Below are 20,187 nucleotides of genomic sequence, written 5' to 3'. Positions count from 1 at the left end.
CAAATCAAGCAGACCGGACTCTAGGCCAAAGGTCCCCGTCGACATACAGTCTATCCAATGATCTTGCTCATACTCATCGCTCTTGCTTCTAGAAGGCCGTGCGTTTCCAAGGCGCGCCCCCAGTTAGGCTGAGAGCGTGAGCGATGCCGGAAGCAACGGAAACCACGCCGACCCCGACTCCCCCTGGGACGGCGCCCGCTACCTGCGGGAGATTCTGCGCGCCCCCGTCTATGAGGCCGCCGAGCACACCCCTCTTCAGCCGATGCCCGCACTGTCGACCCGCCTGGGCAACACGGTTGAGGTCAAGCGCGAGGACCTGCAGTCCGTTCATTCCTTCAAGATCCGCGGCGCCTACAACGCCATGCGCTCACTGTCCGACGCCGAGCGCGAGCGCGGCGTGGTCACCGCCTCCGCCGGCAACCACGCCCAGGGGGTCGCCCGCTCCGCCTCCCTGCTGGGGGTGCGCGCACTGATCGTCATGCCCACCGTCACCCCCCGCATCAAGGTCGACGCCGTGCGCACCCTGGGTGGCGAGGTGCTGCTGAGCGGGGACAACTTCGACGCCGCCAAGGCCGAGGCGCTGCGCCTGGCCAAGGCCGAGGGGCTGACCTACATCGCCCCCTTCGACGATCCCCGCGTCATCGCCGGCCAGGGCACCATCGGGTTGGAGATGATCCAGCAGGACGCCGATCTGGACCGCGTGTTCGTGCCCGTGGGCGGTGGTGGCCTGGTCTCCGGCATCGCCGTGCTGATCAAGCAGTTGATGCCGCAGGTACAGGTCATCGGCGTCGAGCACGAGGAGTCCGCCTGCCTGAATGCCGCACTGGCCGCCGGGGAGCCGGTCACGCTGGAGCACGTCGGCCTGTTCGCCGAGGGTGTGGCGGTGCGCCGCATCGGGGATGAGACCTTCCGCCTGTGTGCGCAGCTGCTCGACGACGTCGTGACCGTCTCCTCCGACGAGGTCTCCGCCGCCGTGCGCGACCTGTTCGAGGACCTGCGCGCCGTGCCGGAGCCCAGCGGAGCCGTCGCCCTGGCGGGACTGAAGCAGTACGTGGCCGCGCACGACCTCTCCGGCGAGCGGCTGGCCTGCGTATTGTCGGGGGCGAATCTGAACTTCCACCAACTGCGCTACATCTCCGAACGCGCCGAGATCGGCGAACAGCGCGAGGCCATCCTGGGCGTGACCATCCCCGAGGTGCAGGGCGAATTCCTGCGCTTCGCCTCCGTGTTGGGCGGCCGCGCGGTCACCGAATTCAACTACCGGGTGTCCGCCTCGGCCCCCGCGGGCGCACCGGCCCGAATCTTTGTGGGCGTGCGGCTCACTCGCGGACGCGACGAGCGCCGCGAGATCGTCGCCGACCTGGAGGCCGCCGGCTACGGCGTGGTGGACCTGACCGAGGACGAGCTCGCCAAGGTGCATGTGCGCTCCATGATCGGCGGGCGGGCCCCGGAGGGCCTGGTGGAGCGGCTGTTCAGCTTCGAGTTCCCGGAGTCTCCCGGGGCGTTGACCCGGTTCCTGGAGATCCTGGGGACTCGCTGGAACATCACCCTGTTCCACTACCGCACCGACGGCGCCGACTACGGGCGCATCCTGACCGCCTTCGAGGCCGGCCCGGCCGACGCCGAGCTGACCGAGCACATGGACCGGCTCGGTTACGCCTACCAAGAGGAGACGGACGACCCCTCCGCCCGCTTCTTCCTGGCCCGCTGAGCCCGCAGACCCCTCCCCGCCCCGCCCCGACCCTTCACCGAGGTCGGTAGATCTTACGTACCGAGGTCGGTTGCACCCTCAGCGGTCTCTTCGTGTTAAAGGGCTCTTCCGGTTTGTGGGTGTGGTGTCCACGGGCCGGTCGAGAGCCTGGGCCGGCGAGCGAGTGGACTGGGGGCTCTGCTACGCCGGTTGGACGTTAACAACGCCACTTAACGCTCTGCTGTATACCTCGGAGCCCTTCAGTAAACCGTTAACAGGCGTTGTTAACCCCGAAGTGGCGTTGCAGACCGGGAAGTGGCGTAGCAGATGATACCCGCCCCCAGACGCCGGGGTCGCCGGCAGACAAGTCCGGCACGGTGAACCGGCAGGCCCACCGGTTTCCTCACCCGGAGACACGCCGACCGCCACATCCACAAGCACGACGAGCCGGCCCGGATGGCCTGGCGGGGTTGTTCAAGAACACACCCCGGCCCTCGAGGACGCCTCCCGGGAGAGCGTCCTCGGCGGCCCGACGACGTCCCCGCCGACCCGAGCACGCCCCCATCACCCCAACCACCACCCCACACCACAGCCCCGGCCGGACCCCACACCCGCAAACCGGAAGAGCCTCTTAACATCGCCATATTAAGGCCAATTCAACAGTTCACCTTGCGCCTTCATTATACATCTGATACATTCGCAGCGAGCGATACCCACATTTGAAAGGCGCGATCAACAATGCCCCCTGAACCTGCCACTCGCTCGCGGCGCACACTGCGTTTGGTAATTGGCCTCCTAGCACTGGCGGTGGCGGTTCGAGCATTCACCATCGGCAATATCCTCGAAGCCATCGCGAGCCTTGTTTTAGGGGCGCTGTTCGTCGCCGCCGCATTCCTAGGGCGCTCCGGATCACCGAAGGCTTGAGCCGCACGCCGACCATCCGTTTCCGCTGCTTTTCACCTCACCCGATCGAGGAGGGAATCATGGAACACGTCTTCGAGGTCGTTGGGCTGCGCTCCTGGTACAACCGCTCCGACCCCGTCCTGACCGATGTCTCGCTGACACTCGATGCGGGCGAGGCGGTGGGGTTACTGGGCGTCAACGGCGCCGGAAAAACCACCATGCTCAAGGCGCTCTGCGACGCGCACCGGGGTTACGAGTTCCGGTCCATGCGGTACCGCGGACGCGCATGCAGGCCGGATACGCCCGCATTCAAACAGCAGCGCTATTTCGCCTTAACCAACGACACCTCGTTCCCCACCTGGTCTTTGGACACCTTCATTCGTTTCCTGGACCGCGCCTATGGGCGGCGAGAACGCCCGCAGCTGCTCGACGAACTCATCGACGGCTTCAACTTCGGCGGCTATCGGTCAACCCCATTCGGGCAGCTGTCCAGCGGCACCCGAAAGAAGGCCGCGCTCATCGCCGCCTTCCAAACGCCGGCCGACATCTTGTTCCTCGACGAGCCGGTGGACTTCCTCGACTTCGCGGCAACGGAATATCTCTACCACTGCATAGTCGCTGCCGCCGAGCGTGGACAGGCGGTATTACTGAGCTCCCACATCGCCGAGTCCTTCACCCGGTGCACCACCCGGCTCTACGTACTCTCCGCGGGCCGACTCAGCGGCCCCTTCGACACTCCTGGGGATTCCGATGCTGTCGCAGCCCTCGTCAACTAGCGCTCTGGCAGCTCGCGCCGTGGCGGGCGAGTTCCTCAGCAAACGGACCATATGGTCCAGCCTGATCCTGACGGCGGTCGCGGCGTGGGTTGGCATGCACCTGGGCGTCGTGGTCAACCTGCGGGTCGCCTCCGCCGGGGTCTTCCTGGCCACGGCGGCAGCCATGTCATCAATCGCCTGGACCTGGGTCCACAGCGAGCGGTGGCCGGGCCTGACACGTTTCCCGATCGCCACCAAGGACCTGGCTCGCGCCGCCTACCTCGTCGGTTCGCTGGTGGTGCTCCTTGAAGTCGTTCTACCCGTGATCGCGTTCATCTCCACGGCTCAAAGCATCACGTGGACCGATGCCATCACGGTGATTCTGCTCGCCCTCGGAATGGCGCCCCCGGTCCTCCTGTTCTGGAGCGGCCCCACGCGCCACCATCGCCTGGGAGCGCTCATCGCATTGGCGGCCGGGATCGTCCTTGGCATTGTCCTCAATCCGCTCATTGCGGCCGTGGTGCTCGCCGTCGAGGGCACCGTCTGTTTCCTCCTCGGCTTCGAGGTGGTTGACGACGCCGCACGAAGGCGAGGAGCCGGACTGCACGTCTCCAGCCTCGTACTCGGTGAGTTGGCGAGCTCCCGAATGACGCAGATCAACACCGCCGCGCTGGTTGCCTTCGGCTGGATGTTCAACGCAATGCTCCACAACCACGGTGCCGCGCTACCGCTCGGGGCCATCATGGTGGTGCAAAACACCCCGCTCAACGCCTACTTCTCCCGGCATCCGAGCACCTGGCTCGTGGTCAAGACCTGTCCGCGTACGTGGCGCACGCTATGCGTTTACGCCCTCCAACTCACGGCCCTGTACCTGGCCTGCGGAGCCGTCGCCGTCTTCGCTCCCGAACCAACCCTCGCGCACTTCGGCAACGACGTCGTCTTCGTGGTCACCGCGGCTTCATCCGCGGCCCTGGCCGCCGTCCTCATGGAATGGCGCTGGCCACTGCTCGATTGGAAGTCCGAGCGCGAAGTAATCCGCCACCCGCGCAAGTACGTTCCCGCACTCGTCGCCTGCATACTCTCCACCGCATGCTGGGCGCTCACACGCTGAGCGGGTGCGGCCCCCGACGACGGCGGGACGCGCACACCCGCTCAGCTGCGTTAGTTCCGAATGCGACAGGCGTCAGCGAACGCGGATCCGGCTAAGGTCACGGACGGCGCCGAGGTCGGCGCTGGTGGCCAGCATGGCGTAGGCGCGCAGCGCCTTTGACACGTGGCGGGGACGCGGGTTGTGCGGCGTCCACGCGTCCTCCCCGCGAGCCTCCTCCTCGGCGCGACGCCGGGCGATCTCCGCCTCGTCCACATCCAGCTCGATGGAGCGGTTCGGGATGTCGATGACGATGCGGTCGCCGGTACGTACCAGTCCGATGAGCCCGCCCGCGGCGGCCTCCGGGGAGACGTGCCCGATGGACAGCCCGGAGGTGCCTCCGGAGAAGCGGCCGTCGGTGAGCAGCGCGCATTCCTTGCCCAGGTGCATGGACTTGATGTAGGTGGTCGGGTAGAGCATCTCCTGCATGCCCGGGCCGCCGCGAGGCCCCTCGTGGGAGATGATGACGATGTCCCCGGCCTTCACCTTGCCGCCGAGGATGCCGTCCACGGCCTCCTCCTGGGACTCGAAGACGACGGCGGGGCCGGAGAAGGTCAGGATCGAGGCATCCACCCCGGCGGTCTTAACGATGCAGCCCTTCTCCGCAACGTTTCCGAACAGGACGGCCAGGCCGCCGTCTGCGGAGTAGGCGTGGGCGATGTCGCGGATGGCGCCATTCTCCCGGTCCACGTCCAGGGCCTCCCACCGGGAGTTCTGGGAGAACATCTGGGTGGTGCGCACGCCCGCGGGGGCGGCCAGGTAGCGGGTGCGGATCGCCTCGTCGACACGGCTCGCCTGCGGGTCGCGCACGCCGTCCTCGCCGGGGCGGCCGATGTCGTACTGGTCGAGTTCGTCGGCCAGGGTGCCGCGCAGCACAGTGCGGGTAGTGGTGTCGAGCAGACCACCGCGGTCGAGCTCTCCGAGAATGCCCATGATGCCGCCGGCGCGGTGGACGTCCTCCACGTGCACGAGGTTGGTCGAGGGGGCCACCTTGCACAGGTGGGGCACCTTGCGGGAGAGCCGGTCGATGTCGGCCATCTTGAAGTCGACCTCCGCCTCCTGGGCGGCGGCCAGCAGGTGCAGCACCGTGTTGGTGGACCCGCCCATGGCGATGTCCAGGCTCATGGCGTTCTCGAAGGCCGGCTTAGTGGCGATCGACCGCGGCAGGACGGAGGCGTCGTCGTCCTCGTAGTAGGCCTTGGCGATCTCCACGATCCGGCGGCCGGCCTCCTGGAACAGGACCTTGCGGTCCGCGTGGGTGGCGACGAGCGAGCCGTTGGTGGGCAGCGCCATGCCCAGGGCCTCGGTCAGGCAGTTCATGGAGTTGGCGGTGAACATGCCCGAGCAGGAGCCGCAGGTGGGGCAGGCCAGGCGCTCGATGGCGGAAATGGTCTCGTCGGGGACGGTGGGGTCGGCGGCGTCCATCATGGCGTCGATCAGGTCGAGCTTGCGGGTGGTGCCGTCGGCGGCGACCATCTTCCCGGACTCCATGGGCCCGCCGGACACGAAGATCGTGGGGATGTTCAGGCGCAGCGAGGCCATGAGCATGCCGGGGGTGATCTTGTCGCAGTTGGAGATGCACACCAGGGCGTCGGCGCAGTGCGCGTTCGCCATGTACTCCACGGAGTCGGCGATCAGTTCGCGGCTGGGCAGGGAGTAGAGCATGCCGTCGTGACCCATGGCGATGCCGTCGTCGACGGCGATCGTGTTGAACTCCTTGGCGATGCCGCCGGCGGCCTCCACCTGTTCGGCGACGACGCGTCCGACGTCCCGCAGGCCCACGTGCCCGGGGACGAACTCGGTGAAGGAGTTGGCGATGGCGATGATGGGCTTGCCGAAGTCCGAGTCCTTCACGCCGGTGGCGCGCCACAGGGCGCGGGCGCCGGCCATGTTGCGGCCGGTGGTGGAGGTAGCACTGCGATAACGGGGCATGAGCGTCTCCTGGGATGCGGACGATTTTCGAATGGCCACAGCGTAGTGTCAGCAACGTCGGCAGTCCGTGTGCGTTCACTCACCGGACCACCGGTTTCCCGCGGCACAGCGCCATTCCGCCGACGACGTCCCCACTCACCGGCAGGCGAGACGCCTCACATCTACCCGCCGAATTACGGCACACACTCCTCACGCCTCCCATCTCCTGCCCCGCCGTCGGCATGCCCGCCCCACCCGCCGGAGCCCATAACGACGCCCCCTTACACTCTTGAGCACCGGATCAACGGAGGCCGCATGGCCATTCCGCGCAACGCCGTCGACATCGCCCGTGCCGTCAGCGCCGGGCGCATCACCGCCCGGGCCACGATCCAGGCCGCGCTGGAACGCATTGACGCACTGGACCCGGATCTCAACGCCTTCACCGTGGTGCGCCGCGAAGCCGCCCTGCGGGAGGCCGATGCCCTCGACCGGCGCATCGCGGCAGCCGGCCCGGGCGCAGCCGGACCGCTCGCCGGCGTGCCGGTGGCGGTCAAGGAGGAGTACGACGTCGCCGGGGAAGTCACCACACTTGGCGGCCGAGGCAATAGCAGTCCCGCCCGGGCGGACTGCGCCGTCGTCGGGCGCCTGCGGCAGGCGGGGGCGATCATCGTCGGGCGCACCAATATGCCCGAGTTCGGCCAGTTCCCGGTGGGAGAGTCCGCCCATCACGGCGACTGCCTGAACCCCTGGGACCCTGCACGCTCCCCCGGCGGCTCCTCTGCGGGCTCGGCGGTCGCCGTCGCCACCGACGCGGTTCCGGTGGCCATGGGTTCCGACGGCGGGGGTTCGCTGCGCATTCCGGCCTCGGCCTGCGGGGTGCTGGGGCTGAAGCCGACACGCGGCCGGGTCAGTTCGGCGCCGTCGGCGGACCACTGGTTCGGACTGGCGGGCTTCGGGGCGCTCACGCGCACCGCCCACGACCTGGCCGTGGTCATGGACGTCATCAGCGGCAACGAGCCGGTGGACCGGTGGCGGCTCGATGCCCCTACCCGGCGGTTCGTTGACGCCGTGGACGCACCACCGCCCCGACTACGCATCCTCTTGGCAGCCAATGCGGTCATGCCCGGCGCGTGCTCGACGCCGCCCGTCGCTCAGGCCGTGGATGGCCTGGCTGCCCGCCTGCGAAAGCTGGACCATGACGTGCGCACGGCTAGGGTCGCCTGGCCGGTGCCGACCGCGCCGTTCCTGACGCTGTACTTCGCCGGCATGCACGTCGAGGCGCAGCAGGTTGAGCACCCGGACCGTCTGGAGTCGCGCACCAGGACCTCGACGCGTCTGGGCGCGCTCATTCCGCAGCCGGTGGTGCGCGCGGCGCTGCGTCAGGCTAAGCGCGTGCGCGACGGCGTCGAGGCCGCCTTCGGAAGCGCGGACCTGTTGATGCTGCCCACCCTGCTCGACCTGCCCGGCGGCGCGCAGGACCTGCGCGGGCGCGGTTGGACGGCGGCCATGCTCGCCTCGACGCCGGTGGTGTCCAACACTGCGATATTCAACGTCTCGGGGCATCCGGCACTGTCCGTGCCGGCGGGGCTGTCCCAAGGACTGCCGGTGGGCACTCAGCTCGTGGCCCGCACCGGGCGCGAGGACCTACTGCTGGCGGTAGCAGCGCAGCTGCATACCCACTAGGCGGCAGCGACTCACTCCGGAGGACGCCGCCTCGTCCCCGCCAGCTACACCCCGTCCCCTGCTACGAGCTTTTGCCTTCTATTACGAACTTTTGCACCCTGGTGTACGCCTTTTTGCCGCACACCAGGGTACAAAAGTTCGTGTCGGGGGCGAAAGCTCGTACCAGAGCATGAACTCAGAGCACGAACTCGCGTCTCCGGCCGAGTAGATAAGCGCTCCAGGAGCGGACCGCCGCGGCGGTCACCCGCCCGGGCGTCCGCGTCACATGGTGCCGAGGATCTCCGTGACGAACACCAGGGTGTCGCCGCCCTTGATACCGGCCTGCGGCACCCCGCGCGAGCCATAGCCGAGCTCGGAGGGGATGGACAGGATCACGCGGCTGCCGACTCGCTGGCCGACCAGCCCGTCGTCCCAACCGCGGATGACCATGCCGACCCCGACCTGGAAGTTGAGCGGCTGGCCGCGGTCGTAGGAGTTGTCGAAGACGCGCCCGTTCCAGACCTGGCCCAGGTAGTGGCACACGACGGTGTCGCCGGCCTCGATTACGGCGCCGTCACCGGCGTCGAGCACCTGCACCTGCAGGCCCTCGGGGGCATCCGGCCCGGGGAAGGTCAAGGTCGGCTTGGCGCCCTTGGCGCCGGAAACGGTGGGCATGTTGCTGTTGATCATGCGGGCCAGGCTACGGCAGGGGGCGCCGCCGCGCCCAGTTCGCCGCACGGCCCGACGGCGTCGTCTGCCCCACTCAGGACGCGACGGTGCCCGCGGCGCCGGAGAGACCGGACCGCGGGCACCGTCGTCGGCGCCGAGGCGTCAGTTGTCGCGCAGTATGGCGAGAATGCGCAGGAACTCCACGTACAGCCACACCAGGGTGACGGTCAGGCCGAAGGCGCCGGACCAGGCGTACCGGGTGGGCAGGCCGCGCTCCACCCCGCGCTGAATGGACTCGAAGTCCATGGTGAGGCTGGCGGCCGCCATGACTACGGCGAGCACGCCGACCACCAGGCCCAGCGGAATGCCGAAGATGGTGGCGCCGCGCAGGCCCCACGGGTCGGAGACGAGGCCCGTGAGCATGAGCACGAAGTTGATCACGCTGAAGATCAGGTAGCCGCCCATGGCGGTCAGCAGGATGCGCTGCGCCTTGGAGCTCAAGCGGAAGCCGGCGAACTTGTAAGCCGCCAGCACCACGCCGAAGGTCGCCACCGAGGCAAGCACCGCCTGCATGACAATGCCGTCGTAAAAGCTCTCCATGACGCCGGAGAACGCGCCGAGCATGGCGCCCTCGCAGACGGCGTAGGCCATGATCAGTGCCGGGCTGGGCTCGCGCTTGGCGGAGTTGACCAGGCCCAGCACCAGGGCGCCGATCGCGCCGCCAATCATGGCCAGCAGGCCGATCCCCGCCGTGGCCTCGGTGGTGGCCAGCATCCAGCTGACGGCGCCGACGGCGAGGATCACCGCGAAGATGCCGAAGGTGCGCACGATGACGTCGTCGTAGGTCATGCGGCCGCGGTCCACGTTGGTGGCCGCCGGCGCGCCGTACTGGGCCTCCAGGTCGGAGAGCTGCTGCGGGGAGACGCTGCCGTAGGCGGGCGCCTGGCTGTACTGGCGGCCGGTCTGATAGCCGTAGGCGGGCGCCTGGCCGTACGGCTGAGTGGCCTGCGGGCCGGCCTGGCCGGGCTGGTATCCCGGCATGGTCGGATAGCCGTTGGGAGTGCGCTGCTGCACGGACGACGCCGAGCCGGCGCTCCCGTCGAATACGGGGCTGCGGGAGAAGTACGGGTTGCTCATCGCGTGCAGTATCGCCGATATTCCTGAAGAAGCCCTGAATGCGGTCAGCCGCCGGCTCCACCAGGAGTTCAAGGCTCCGGTCACCCGGCAGATCTACCGGCCCCGCCGGTGACGTCACCCGGCCTCGGTGAGGTTCCTCCTCCAGGAGGACCCCGCTCCTCCGGCGTGCCCAGGACGGCGCGGCGACTAATCGCCAGCCGGGCCGATGAAGGCGCCCGGGACACTTCCTAGCCTGGTGGTGTTCGGACGCAGGCCGGTAAACATCCGGCCGCAGCCGCCGCGCAAATGCGCGAACACGCAAACTGCGCCACCCCGCCCCGAAAAGAGTTGATTCCGTTGATCGAAGCTGTCGATCTCACCAAGCGCTACGGCTCCAAGACCGCCGTCGACCACATCTCCTTCACGATCGAGCCCGGCACCGTCACCGGCTTCCTCGGCCCCAACGGCGCCGGCAAGTCCACCACCATGCGCCTGATCATGGGCCTGGACAAGCCCACCGAGGGCACCGTGAAGGTCAACGGCCACTTCTACCAGGACCTGCGCGCACCCCTGTGCCAGGTCGGCGCCCTCCTGGACGCCAAGGGCCTGCACGGCTCCCGCAGCGCCCGCGCCCACCTGACCCAGTTGGCGGTCTCCAACGGCATCCCCACCCGCCGCGTCGACGAGGTGCTGGACCTGACCGGCCTGACCCCGGTGGCCAAGAAGCGCGTCAAAGGCTTCAGCCTGGGCATGGGCCAGCGCCTGGGCATTGCCGCCGCACTCCTGGGCGACCCACAGGTGCTCATCTTCGACGAGCCCGTCAACGGCCTGGATCCCGAGGGCGTGAAGTGGGTGCGCGAGACCTGCCGCCACCTGGCCGACCAGGGCCGCACCGTCTTCATCTCCTCCCACCTGATGAGCGAGATGGCGCAGACCGCCGACCACCTGCTGGTCATCGGCCGCGGCCGCATCCTCACCTCCGGCCCCGTGGACGAGGTGATCGCCTCCGCCACCAACGACGTCGTCCGCGTCGCCTCGCCGCAGGCAGCCGACCTCGCCGCCGCCCTGAACACCGCCGGCATCGACACCAAGGCTCCCGAGCCCGGCGTCCTGACCACCACGATGGCACCCGCCGCCCGGGTGGGAGAGATCGCCGCCGCACACGGCATCGTCCTGCACGAGCTGGCCACCCAGCACGCCTCCCTGGAGGAGGCCTACCTGGAGTTGACCGGCAACGACGTCGAATACACCGCCGGCTCGGCCCCGGCGCCGCTCCCCGCGGCCGCCGCCCGAGCCTGACCGTCGGCCCCGACGCCGCTCGCCGCGCGCCGTCCCGCCGCACCCCACAAGCCACATCGACACACGAAAGCATCCACATGTCCACCTCCACCGTTTCCGAAACCGTCTCCCCCGGCCGGGAGCAGACCGACGCCGCTCCCACCAACGTCGCCCGCGCCCGTGACGACCACCCCGCCCGCGCCCGCCGCAGCGACGCCCGCCCGACCGCCGCGCCCTCCGGCTGCCGCCAAACCTTCGGCCGGGCGGTGCGGGCCGAGTGGGTCAAGGTCCGCTCCCTGCGCTCCACCTGGATAACCTCGAGCATCGCCGTTGGCATCACCGTGCTGCTCAGCGCGGCCATCTCCATCGGCTACGCCGGCAGCTCCGAGCTCGCCGACCAGGCCGCCGACGCGGTCATCTCCGGTAACCAGTTCGGCCAGATCGTGGTGGCCGTGCTGGGGGCGCTCGTCATCACCGGTGAGTACTCCTCCGGCCAGATCCGCTCCTCGCTGGCGGCGGTTCCCCACCGGGGACGGCTGCTGGCCGCCAAGGCCCTCGTGGTCGGAGTGCTGGGCTTCCTCATCGGTGCCGTATCCACGCTGGTGACCTGGGCGGTATCGGCGCCCTTCATGGACGGACACGCCGGCTCACTGGCCGACCCCGAGTACCTGGGCTTCGTATGGGGCACCGGCCTGTCCTTCGCCGGGATCGCACTGATGGCCCTGGGACTCGGCTTCCTGCTGCGCTCCACGGCGGGGGCGATCACCCTGGCGCTGACCCTCCTGTTCATCATCGACCTGCCGCTGTCGCTGATGGCCCTCAAATGGGACTGGGCCGCCACCCTCGAGGGGTTCGAGCCGCTGCAGACGGCAATGGCCGTTTACGACCCGTTCCACCACATGGTGACCTGGGGGCAGGCCGACTCCATGTACTTCCTCCAGCAGTGGCAGGCGGCCCTCGTCTTCGGCGCCTGGGCGATCGTGCCGCTGCTGGCCGGCTGGGTGTTGTTCGCCCGCCGCGACGCCTGAACCGCACCCGTGCCCCGGCGGCCACTTGCCGCCGGGGCACAATTAGTCCATGAGCAGAGGGGAGCCCACGCGATGAGCACGCCGTCAAGCGCCGGCCGGGTGCTGCGTTGGCAAGCCGCGCACCCCTACCTCGCCGACGCCGCCATCGCGGTGGTGGTGCTGGTCCTCAACGTCTTCATGGGGCTGTGGCCGCTGCGGCAGGCGCAGATCCCGTCGCTGCACTCCTGGCTGCCGCTGACGCTGGCCGCCTGCCTGGTGTGCGCGCTGGCCCTGGTCTTCCGCCGCCGCCACCTGACCGTCAGCTGGGCGGTGCTGACCTTCCTGCCGCTCGCCCACGAGGCGGTGGTAGCCCGCGGTTTTCCCGACATGGGGGTGGCCGAGATCGGCTATGCGGCCGACGCGCTGCGCGCCTTCACCCTGCTGGGCCTGCCCTTCGCCCTGGCCACCCTGGCCCTGCACCACCGGGCCGCCTGGGTGTGGGCGGCCTGCGCCGTCTCCACACTGACCACCGTGTTCGGCCAGGCCGCGCTCGGCGGTTACGCGGTCGACACCCTCGGCGGGCTGCTCATGCCCTACGGACTGATCAACATCATCGGGGTGCTGGTAGGGGTGGTGATCCGCGCCCAGGAGACCCAGCTGCACGAGGCGGAGCTGCGCTCAGCGCGCCTCATGCTGGCCCGCGAGCAGGAGGCTGCGCTGGCCGCCGCCAACGAGCGCTCCCGCATCGCCCGCGAGATGCACGACGTCGTCGCCCACTCCCTCGCGGTCATGATCACCCTGGCCGACGGCGCGGCCACCGCCATCGACCGCAACCCCGCCATGGCCAAAGAGGCCCTCACCACACTGGCGGAGACCGGCCGCTCCGCCCTGGCCGACACGCGCCGACTGGTGGGGGTGCTGCGCGAGGACCCCGTCGCCTCCCCCGCTGCCCGGGACGACGCCGACACTCGCCCGGTACCAGCGGCCCGCCGCGCGCCCGCAGAGTCGACCGGGGCGGATACCTCCACCACCGCCCGCGAAAGCGCCGTCGTCGAGCCGCCCGCGGCCGCGGGCACCACCGTGCGCGAGCTGCCGGTTCCCGAGTTCGCCCCGCCCGGCACCGTCGCCCCGGTCGAGCCCAGCCAGCCGATCGCCGACCTGCGTCGGCAGGCCACCGACGTGGACGCCGACGCCTCCCGCGGTCAGACGCCACTCGCCCCCGCCCCCGAGCAGGCCGACCTGGAGGTACTCGTCGAGCGCTTCCGCACCGCGGGCGTACCCGTCACCTACCGGTGGACCGGCCGCAGGCTGCCCGCGGATAAGGGTCTGCAGCTCACCCTGTTCCGCATCGCCCAGGAGGCGCTGACCAACGTGCTGCGCTATGCGCCCACCACGCGCTCGGTCGCCGTCGCCGTCGACCGGCACGCCGGCACCGCCGTCCTCACGATCGACAACGACGCCGCCCCGGGCTCGACGCCGCTGCACGGTTCCGGCAAGGGGCTGATCGGCATGCGCGAGCGGGCCGCCGTCTATGGTGGCACTGTGCAGGCGGGGCCGACCCCGACCGGCTGGCGCGTGCGGGCCGTACTGCACTGGGATGACAGCCTGGAAGACAACGACGAAGGGACAGCGCCGTGGCAGATGCCGCAGTGAACGACGCAGCCGACCCGACCGCAGGCGCCGGGGCGGTGCCGCCCGGGCAGGCGGACTCCGCCCGCCGGCAGCGGCCCATCACGGTGGTGCTGGCCGACGACCAGGCGCTTATGCGCATGGGCTTCCGCATGGTGCTCGACCCGGCCGAGGACATCGAGATCGTCGGGGAGGCCTCCGACGGCGCCACCGCCCTGGCACAGGCACGCGCCCTGAAGCCCGACGTGATCCTCATGGACGTGCGCATGCCCGGTATGAACGGCATCGACGCGACCGCCGCGATCACCGCGCAGTGCCCGGACACCAAGATCCTCATCCTGACCACCTTCGACCTGGACGAGTACGCCTTCGCGGGCCTGCGCGCCGGGGCGAGCGGCTTCCTGCTCAAGGACACGCGGCCGGGCGAGTTGGCGGAGGCGATCCGCACGGTCGCCAGCGGCGAGGCCGTGGTCAGCCCGCGCATCACCCGGCGCATGCTGGAGCTGTTCGCCTCGCACCTGCCCGAGGACGGCGAGCGCGCGCAGGAGGATCCGCGCATCGCCGCGCTCACGCCGCGCGAGCGCGAGATCCTGATGCTGATGGCGCAGGGGCTGAGCAACTCCGAGATCGCCGACCATCTGGTCGTCTCGGCGACCACGGTCAAGACGCACGTCGGCAACGTGCTGGCCAAGCTGGACGTGCGCGACCGGGTGCAGGCGGTGGTGGTCGCCTACGAGACCGGCCTCATGCGCCCCGACCACCAGTAGTCTCCAGCACCACCGCGCTCTCCCGCCCTCTTCGCCGAGGTCGGTTGATTTTACGTACCGAGGTCGGTAGATCTTACGTGCCGAGGTCGGTAGATATGGCGTTTCGACGTCGGCGGGCGGCTCAGGCCGTATGCAGCCGCTGTTGTGCAGCGGTGAAGCCGTCTACCGCCACCTGTTCGACGACGTCGGCCGCCTGTTCCAGGGTGACGGCCAGCTCCGCCCGTTCCCGCCCGGGGAAGTCGCTGAGCACGAAGTCGGCGGGGTCCTGCCGCCCGGGGGGCCGCCCCACGCCGACGCGCAGCCGTGCGTAGTCCCGGGTGCCCAGCGCCTGGGAGATGGAGCGCAGGCCGTTGTGCCCGCCCTCGCCGCCGCCGCGCTTGAGTCGCAAGGTGTGCGCGGGCAGGTCGAGGTCATCATGGATGACCAGCAGGTGCGAGGCCGGGTCGACATCGTAGAAGCGGGCCAGCGCCTTGACCGGTCCGCCGGACTCGTTCATGTAGCCGGTGGTGCAGGCAAGAATGACGCGCGGTCCGGGGGCGCCGCCGGGTAGGACGCCCAGACGCACGTCGGCGACCCGGGTGTGGGTCTTGTGGCTGGAAAGGCGGGACCCGGCGCGCCCGGCCAGCACGTCGATGACCATTTGTCCGACGTTGTGGCGGTTGTGGGCGTACCGGGTCCCGGGGTTCCCCAGCCCGACGACGAGCCAAGGGGAGTTCATGAGCGTATGGCTGCGACGGCGAGCGTCACTCGGCCTCGGCGGGGGCCGCGCCCTCGGCAGCCTCGGCCGGGGTCTCCTCCTCGGCGACCGCGACGGCCTCCAGGGAGACGTTGACGACGTCGGTGTCGGCCTCGGTGATCGCCTCAACGTCATCGGGCAGAGTCAGGTCGGACACGCGGACGGCGGTGCCGGCCTCGACGCCGGTGAGGTCGACGTCGATGGACTCCGGGATGGCGATGGCCGGGGCGGAGACGAGCACGTGGGCCAGCTCGATGATGTGGATGGTGCCGGGCTCGGGCTCGCCGGTCACGACGACGGGCACCTCGACCTCGACCTTCTCGTTGCGGTTGACCAGCAGGAAGTCAATGTGCTGCACGCCCGGGCGGATGGGGTGGCGCTGGACGTCCTTGGCGAGCGCCAGCAGGGACTCACCGTCGACGTTCAGCTCGATCAGTGCGTTCTCGTTGCCGCGCAGGGCCAGGCGAGTGGCGTGCTCCTCCAGCAGCAGGTGGCGGGGCTCGGTGCCGTGCCCGTAGACGACGGCGGGTACCTGGCCGGCGCGGCGGGCGCGGCGGGAGGAACCCTTGCCGAACTCGGTGCGGTCGGTGGCGTCAAGCTTGATGGCGTTGGCGGGCATGCGTTCTCCTCGGTTGTGGCGGGGAGCGTGCCCCGCGGTTCGGTGGTCCGGCGGGCACGACGACGCGCAGCACCTTCCGGCACCACCACGTCGATCACGGATGCGCTGGGCGCATCCCTCGCCGGGGCAATGCCGCCACTCTACGCGATGACGGTGCTCTCCGACGACGCCGCCAACGGTGACCCGCCCCACGGCCCGGGCGCTGATCGATCACACGCGTAATACCGACCGACCTCAGCACGTAACTTCCACCGACCTCGGCACGTAAGATCAACCGACCTCGGCGAATGGAGACATCAGGAGTGCAGCAACGCCAGGGCCTCCCGCACCCGAGCCACGGGCAGTTGTCCGGGCGCGGAAGCCGCCGATCCCGCGGTCGCGAAGGTGAGCGCCGAACCGAACACCCCGCCCGCAAGCCGGGTCAGGACGCCCGCCTCCCCCATGGCGATCGCCACCACCGGGATGTCCAGCTCCCCACGGGCGCGCGCCGCCACGCCCACGAGCCGCTCCACATCCGCCGGACCCGCCGGGGTGACGGCGAGCTTGGCGACCGCGGCGCCCGCGTCCTGCATGGCGTGCAGACGGCGCAGCATTTCGACGTCGTTCGGCGTGGCGGCGAAGTCGTGGCTGGAGGCGACCACGTCGAGCCCCGCCCGGCGCGCCAGCCGCACCAGCCGCGGCAGGTCGCCACGGGCCAGTTCGGCGTCGACCGCGGCAGCGGCACCGCATTCCCTGCCGACCCGCTCAATCACGTCAGCGAGCGCGGCCCGGTAGGTGACGTCGTCGACGTCGAGCCCGCCGCCCTCCGCGGCTGTGCGTACGGTCAGCAGCACCGGCATGCCCGAGCCGCGCAGTTCCGCCCCCACCGCGCGGGCGGCCGCCAACCACAGTCCCGCAAGCTCCTGCGGCGCCCACCGTGCCGGCATGGTCGTGGCGGCGCGCTTACACCCGGTCGCCGCAGCCACCTCCGGTGCGGTCAGCAAGTCGGCGCGCAGCTCAACCAGGTCCGCCCCGGCCCGGCGGGCCGCCCGGGCCTGCTCGGCGCAGGCGGCGGCGTCGGCACCGGTGGTGGCGACCGCGACCATGGGCACCGGCCCGCCCAACGTCGCCCGCCGCCAGGTGGCCGGTCGTGCGCACGCCGGTGAGCCCGGCACCGCGATCCCGCTCTCCTCCAGGCGGGCGCGCAGGTCCTGCACCTCCCGGAGTACTGCCCGTCGGTCTGCGGGGACGCCCGCCGACGACGAGTCCTCGGGGACTTCCGTTGAGTCGGTCCCGGCCGCGGGCTTGGCTGCCCGTATGCCGTCCGTGTTCATGCCTGCGCTCCCGCGGGAAGGAGCGAGATGGCAATGCCGTCCAGGATGTCGGACAGGCTGGTGACGGCGGTGGTCAGCGGATGCCCGGCGGCGGCCGTGTCGGCGGCGACCCGGCTCACCACCTCGCTCCATACCAGCGCCCCGGCGGCGATGACGTCGCGGCGGCCGGGCAGCAGGTACCCCCAGGACTCCCGCTGCGCAGCGGTGGAGTGCACGATCGCGTCGCAGGATGCCAGCACCCGCGCGATGCTCAGCTCGGCCCCGTCGATGGCGTCACGGTCGAAGGCGTCCAGGCCGAGGGCGTGGGCGGTGACGGTGGAGATGGTGCCGGCGAGCCCGACCAGCCGGGTGGCGGCGCCCAGGTCGACGGCGTCGGCGGCCCGGTCCAGTAGGGCGCGCACCTCCGCGCGGGCGGCCTGCTCCGCGGCGGGGGTGACGCCGTCGGCCAGGTAGCGCTCGGTGATGCGCACCGAGCCGGTGTTCATCGAGTAGGCGGCCTGCGGGGCATCCACGCCCAGGACCAGCTCGGTGGAGCCGCCGCCCAAATCGACGACGAGGCGGGGGCCGCGTGAGGCCTCGTTCCGCTGCTTGGCGGGCTCTTGCCCGGCCCGGTCGGCGTCGGCGGGCCCTGCCGCCGGAGCGCCGTCGTCGTCGGCCCCGAGTAGTGAGCCGGCGAAGGACAGGCGGGCCTCCTCCTCGCCGGAGACGACCTCGGGGACGATGCCCAGCGCCGCGCGCACCCCGTCGACGAACTCGTCACGGTTCTCGGCGTCGCGCGTGGCGGAGGTGGCGACGAAGCGCGCGTGCTCGGCGTTCAGCGGCACGTCCAGGCCGGCGCAGGTGGCGGCGTACTCGCGTACCACCGCCAGGGTGCGGGCCAGGGCCTCGGGGTCGAGGCGCCCGGTACGGTCCACGCCCTGTCCCAGGCGGACGATGGTGCTGGAGCGGTGCAGGGGGTGCAGGCGGACGGCGCCGGTGCGCTCGTCCCGGACGGCGTCGGCGACCAGCAGCCGGATGGTGTTGGTGCCGCAATCAATGGCGGCGACGCAGGTCATGTGTGGCTCCCCCTCGGATGGCTGTGCCGACGGCTTCAGCGGTAACTCTACGGCGGCGGTCGGCGCTCAGCAGGAGCAGCGTTCGGGGTCCCACAGGCCCCGCTCGCGCAGTGTGTCCAGGGTGAGGTCGCCGATGGGGTTGACGCCCCGGCCAACCGCGAGCGTGTGCGCGAGCAGCGCGTGCAGGCACTTGACCCGGTTGGGCATGCCGCCGGCCGATACCCCGGTGATCTCCTCGGGGCTGCCCAGTTCGGCGCGGCGAGCCAGGTAGTCGTTGTGAGCGGCCGCGTAAGCGGCGGCCAGATCGGGTTCGGCGGCCAGGCGCCGGTTGAACTCCTCCATGAGGTGCTCCGCCTCGAGGGTGGAGCAGCCGCGCACCGCCGCCGGATGGGTCAGGTAGTACATGGTGGGGAAGGGCGAGCCGTCGGGCAGGCGCGGCGCGGTGCGCACGACCGTCGGTCGGCCGCACACGCAGCGGGCGGCCACGTCGACGACACCGCGCGGTGTACGCCCCAGCTGCGTACGCAGGGTCTCCAGGTCGGCTTCGCTCACGGTCACTGCTGGTCTCCTGATTCGGTGTCGGCGCCGGTCGACGGCGTAGCCGGCTGCGGCGTCGTGGTGGACTGCGGGGCGGGGGTGGACCAGCCTCGGCGGGCGGGATCGTCGGCCTGTTCCCGTTCGACTTGTCCGGCCACGCGCGCCGACTCGCGCAGCTCCTCGTACCAGGGCAGTCGCTCCTCGGCGTCGGCCCGGGCGGAGCCGGCCGCGTCGGTGTCCTCGAAATCGTCGGCCCCGACCACGACGTAGGTGGTCTCACCGGGCATGACATACGACAGGCGCTCGCGGGCCTGGGCCTTGACGTAATCGTCGTCGTCCCAGCGGGCCAGTTCCTCCTCCAGGGCTGTGGAGGTGGCACGGGCCTCATCGATCTGGTCCAGCACGGCGTCGTACTGGGCGCGCTGGCTTAGGTAGCCGCGCAGCGAGGGGAAGACCACGACGAAGGCCAGGGCCAACACACCGGCGAGGATGAGCAGGCGCATGGGCAGGGACAGCCCCTCCGCGCCGCCCAGGCGGGGAGCCGGATCTTCGGAATCTTCGTGGGTGGGGGCGGAGGTGGCGTTGTGGTCGGCGTCGGCAGCGCCGCGGGAAGTGCTGCGGGCGGTATCGGGCTTATCGGTGTGCCTGCCGGCGCCGGCTCGAGCGTCGCGGGAGGGGCCGGAGCGGGTTCTGCGGGCGCCGGGGCGTGCTGGTACAGGTCGGCGCGGCGTCATGGAACCGATCCTGCCTCACGGACGTGCGCATGGCGAGCGTGCGGCGCCGGTGCGTCGGCCACGAAGCGGCAAGTATCCCGGCACTGCCCCGACACCGCGGCAGGGCGGCGGCCCGATGGCAGGGCGGCAAGACGACCGCACGGCGGCAGGGCGGCAGGGCGGCAAGACGACCGCACGGCGGGGACGACATCGGGGCGTCAACGTCCCTGTTTGGACCGCCATCCTCCATTTGGACCGCCGTAGTACGCCACTGGGGCGGTCCAACCCGACACGGGCGGTCCCAAGAGACTTTCGCGGTCCGAATAGAAGGCGATCGGAGAGATGCGTGCGTGGTTCGGGGCTATTGGCGCGAACGCGTGTTTTGGCCCGGCGGCGTGCGGGGGCGGTGTTGTTGCACGACCCTGGGCGACACTGCACGACCTTGGTGCGCACTCCACGACCCCGGGGTGGTCGTGCAACACACACCAAGGTCGTGGAACGCAGCCCGAGGTCGTGCAGCACATGCATAGGGGCGGGGTGAGCATCACCGCCACCGGGGTCATCGGCACGAACGTGGTGCATGAGACCGGCGTGTCGCGCGGGTGTCGTGCTGAACCATACCCAACCCGATAAACCCCAAGTTCTCCCCACTATTTCAACGAAAACCCCCGATCACGCGC

17 protein-coding genes are annotated in these 20,187 nt (G+C 70.3%); 8 read left to right on the top strand and 9 right to left on the bottom strand.

Going from position 1 to position 20,187, the window contains the following annotated elements:
* Positions 1–136: 136 nt before the first annotated feature.
* The 3 genes from ilvA to ACGLYG10_RS04540 all read left to right on the top strand — a co-directional run bounded on the left by ilvA (position 137) and on the right by ACGLYG10_RS04540 (position 4,459).
* On the top strand, positions 137–1,711 hold the full coding sequence (ilvA, locus tag ACGLYG10_RS04550; RefSeq protein ID WP_073328363.1) for a threonine ammonia-lyase, biosynthetic: 1,575 nt from the start codon (positions 137–139) through the stop codon (positions 1,709–1,711).
* A 962-nt stretch (positions 1,712–2,673) separates the two neighbouring features.
* The gene (locus ACGLYG10_RS04545; protein ID WP_073328360.1) at positions 2,674–3,369 is read left to right on the top strand and encodes an ABC transporter ATP-binding protein; all 696 of its coding nucleotides are present in this window, start codon (positions 2,674–2,676) and stop codon (positions 3,367–3,369) included.
* The gene (locus ACGLYG10_RS04540) at positions 3,344–4,459 is read left to right on the top strand and encodes a hypothetical protein (protein ID WP_139240832.1); all 1,116 of its coding nucleotides are present in this window, start codon (positions 3,344–3,346) and stop codon (positions 4,457–4,459) included. The genes ACGLYG10_RS04545 and ACGLYG10_RS04540 overlap by 26 nt, the downstream gene beginning before the upstream one ends.
* 72 nt (positions 4,460–4,531) lie before the next feature.
* On the opposite strand, the gene ilvD is transcribed toward ACGLYG10_RS04540, so the two are convergent.
* Complete coding sequence (ilvD, locus tag ACGLYG10_RS04535) at positions 4,532–6,427, bottom strand: dihydroxy-acid dehydratase (RefSeq protein ID WP_073328355.1); 1,896 nt, start codon at positions 6,425–6,427, stop codon at positions 4,532–4,534.
* Positions 6,428–6,721: 294 nt separating this feature from the next.
* Between ilvD and ACGLYG10_RS04530 the strand changes: the two genes are divergently transcribed.
* Complete coding sequence (locus ACGLYG10_RS04530; protein ID WP_073328352.1) at positions 6,722–8,089, top strand: amidase; 1,368 nt, start codon at positions 6,722–6,724, stop codon at positions 8,087–8,089.
* A 261-nt stretch (positions 8,090–8,350) separates the two neighbouring features.
* On the opposite strand, the gene ACGLYG10_RS04525 is transcribed toward ACGLYG10_RS04530, so the two are convergent.
* Positions 8,351–8,758, bottom strand: a complete 408-nt coding sequence (locus ACGLYG10_RS04525; protein WP_073328349.1) for an FKBP-type peptidyl-prolyl cis-trans isomerase — start codon at positions 8,756–8,758, stop codon at positions 8,351–8,353.
* 141 nt (positions 8,759–8,899) lie between these two features.
* Positions 8,900–9,874 (bottom strand): Bax inhibitor-1/YccA family protein, encoded by a 975-nt coding sequence (locus ACGLYG10_RS04520; protein WP_073328347.1) that lies wholly within the window; start codon positions 9,872–9,874, stop codon positions 8,900–8,902.
* 336 nt (positions 9,875–10,210) lie between these two features.
* Between ACGLYG10_RS04520 and ACGLYG10_RS04515 the strand changes: the two genes are divergently transcribed.
* From ACGLYG10_RS04515 to ACGLYG10_RS04500, 4 genes are all read left to right on the top strand, one after another.
* Positions 10,211–11,152: an ABC transporter ATP-binding protein gene (locus ACGLYG10_RS04515; RefSeq protein WP_073328344.1), complete on the top strand. Its 942-nt coding sequence runs from the start codon at positions 10,211–10,213 to the stop codon at positions 11,150–11,152.
* 77 nt (positions 11,153–11,229) lie between these two features.
* Positions 11,230–12,159: an ABC transporter permease subunit gene (locus ACGLYG10_RS04510; RefSeq protein ID WP_083565528.1), complete on the top strand. Its 930-nt coding sequence runs from the start codon at positions 11,230–11,232 to the stop codon at positions 12,157–12,159.
* 72 nt (positions 12,160–12,231) lie between these two features.
* Positions 12,232–13,791 (top strand): sensor histidine kinase, encoded by a 1,560-nt coding sequence (locus ACGLYG10_RS04505; RefSeq protein WP_073328342.1) that lies wholly within the window; start codon positions 12,232–12,234, stop codon positions 13,789–13,791.
* Positions 13,773–14,534 (top strand): response regulator, encoded by a 762-nt coding sequence (locus ACGLYG10_RS04500; protein WP_083565525.1) that lies wholly within the window; start codon positions 13,773–13,775, stop codon positions 14,532–14,534. The genes ACGLYG10_RS04505 and ACGLYG10_RS04500 overlap by 19 nt, the downstream gene beginning before the upstream one ends.
* Before the next feature lie 121 nt (positions 14,535–14,655).
* Here the strand turns inward: ACGLYG10_RS04500 and pth are convergent, their stop codons facing one another.
* From pth to ACGLYG10_RS04470, 6 genes are all read right to left on the bottom strand, one after another.
* Complete coding sequence (pth, locus tag ACGLYG10_RS04495; protein WP_073328339.1) at positions 14,656–15,252, bottom strand: aminoacyl-tRNA hydrolase; 597 nt, start codon at positions 15,250–15,252, stop codon at positions 14,656–14,658.
* A 25-nt stretch (positions 15,253–15,277) separates the two neighbouring features.
* Entirely contained in the window at positions 15,278–15,889 is a 612-nt protein-coding gene (locus tag ACGLYG10_RS04490) for a 50S ribosomal protein L25/general stress protein Ctc (protein ID WP_073328337.1), read from the bottom strand.
* Positions 15,890–16,185: 296 nt separating this feature from the next.
* Positions 16,186–17,202 carry a type I 3-dehydroquinate dehydratase gene (locus ACGLYG10_RS04485; RefSeq protein ID WP_083565523.1) on the bottom strand — a complete coding sequence of 339 codons (1,017 nt, stop codon included), beginning with the start codon at positions 17,200–17,202 and terminating at the stop codon, positions 16,186–16,188.
* On the bottom strand, positions 17,199–18,257 hold the full coding sequence (locus ACGLYG10_RS04480; RefSeq protein ID WP_073328335.1) for a Ppx/GppA phosphatase family protein: 1,059 nt from the start codon (positions 18,255–18,257) through the stop codon (positions 17,199–17,201). Before ACGLYG10_RS04480 ends, ACGLYG10_RS04485 begins: the two co-directional genes overlap by 4 nt.
* Positions 18,258–18,323: 66 nt before the next feature.
* Positions 18,324–18,815: a DUF501 domain-containing protein gene (locus tag ACGLYG10_RS04475; RefSeq protein WP_244542577.1), complete on the bottom strand. Its 492-nt coding sequence runs from the start codon at positions 18,813–18,815 to the stop codon at positions 18,324–18,326.
* Complete coding sequence (locus tag ACGLYG10_RS04470; RefSeq protein ID WP_139240830.1) at positions 18,812–19,528, bottom strand: FtsB family cell division protein; 717 nt, start codon at positions 19,526–19,528, stop codon at positions 18,812–18,814. Before ACGLYG10_RS04470 ends, ACGLYG10_RS04475 begins: the two co-directional genes overlap by 4 nt.
* Positions 19,529–20,187: the final 659 nt, after the last annotated feature.

This window comes from Actinomyces glycerinitolerans (assembly GCF_900098745.1).
GTDB lineage: Bacteria > Actinomycetota > Actinomycetes > Actinomycetales > Actinomycetaceae > Actinomyces > Actinomyces glycerinitolerans.
The sequence above is the reverse complement of the archived record's forward strand: the minus strand, read 5'-3'. Positions and strand labels throughout refer to the sequence as shown.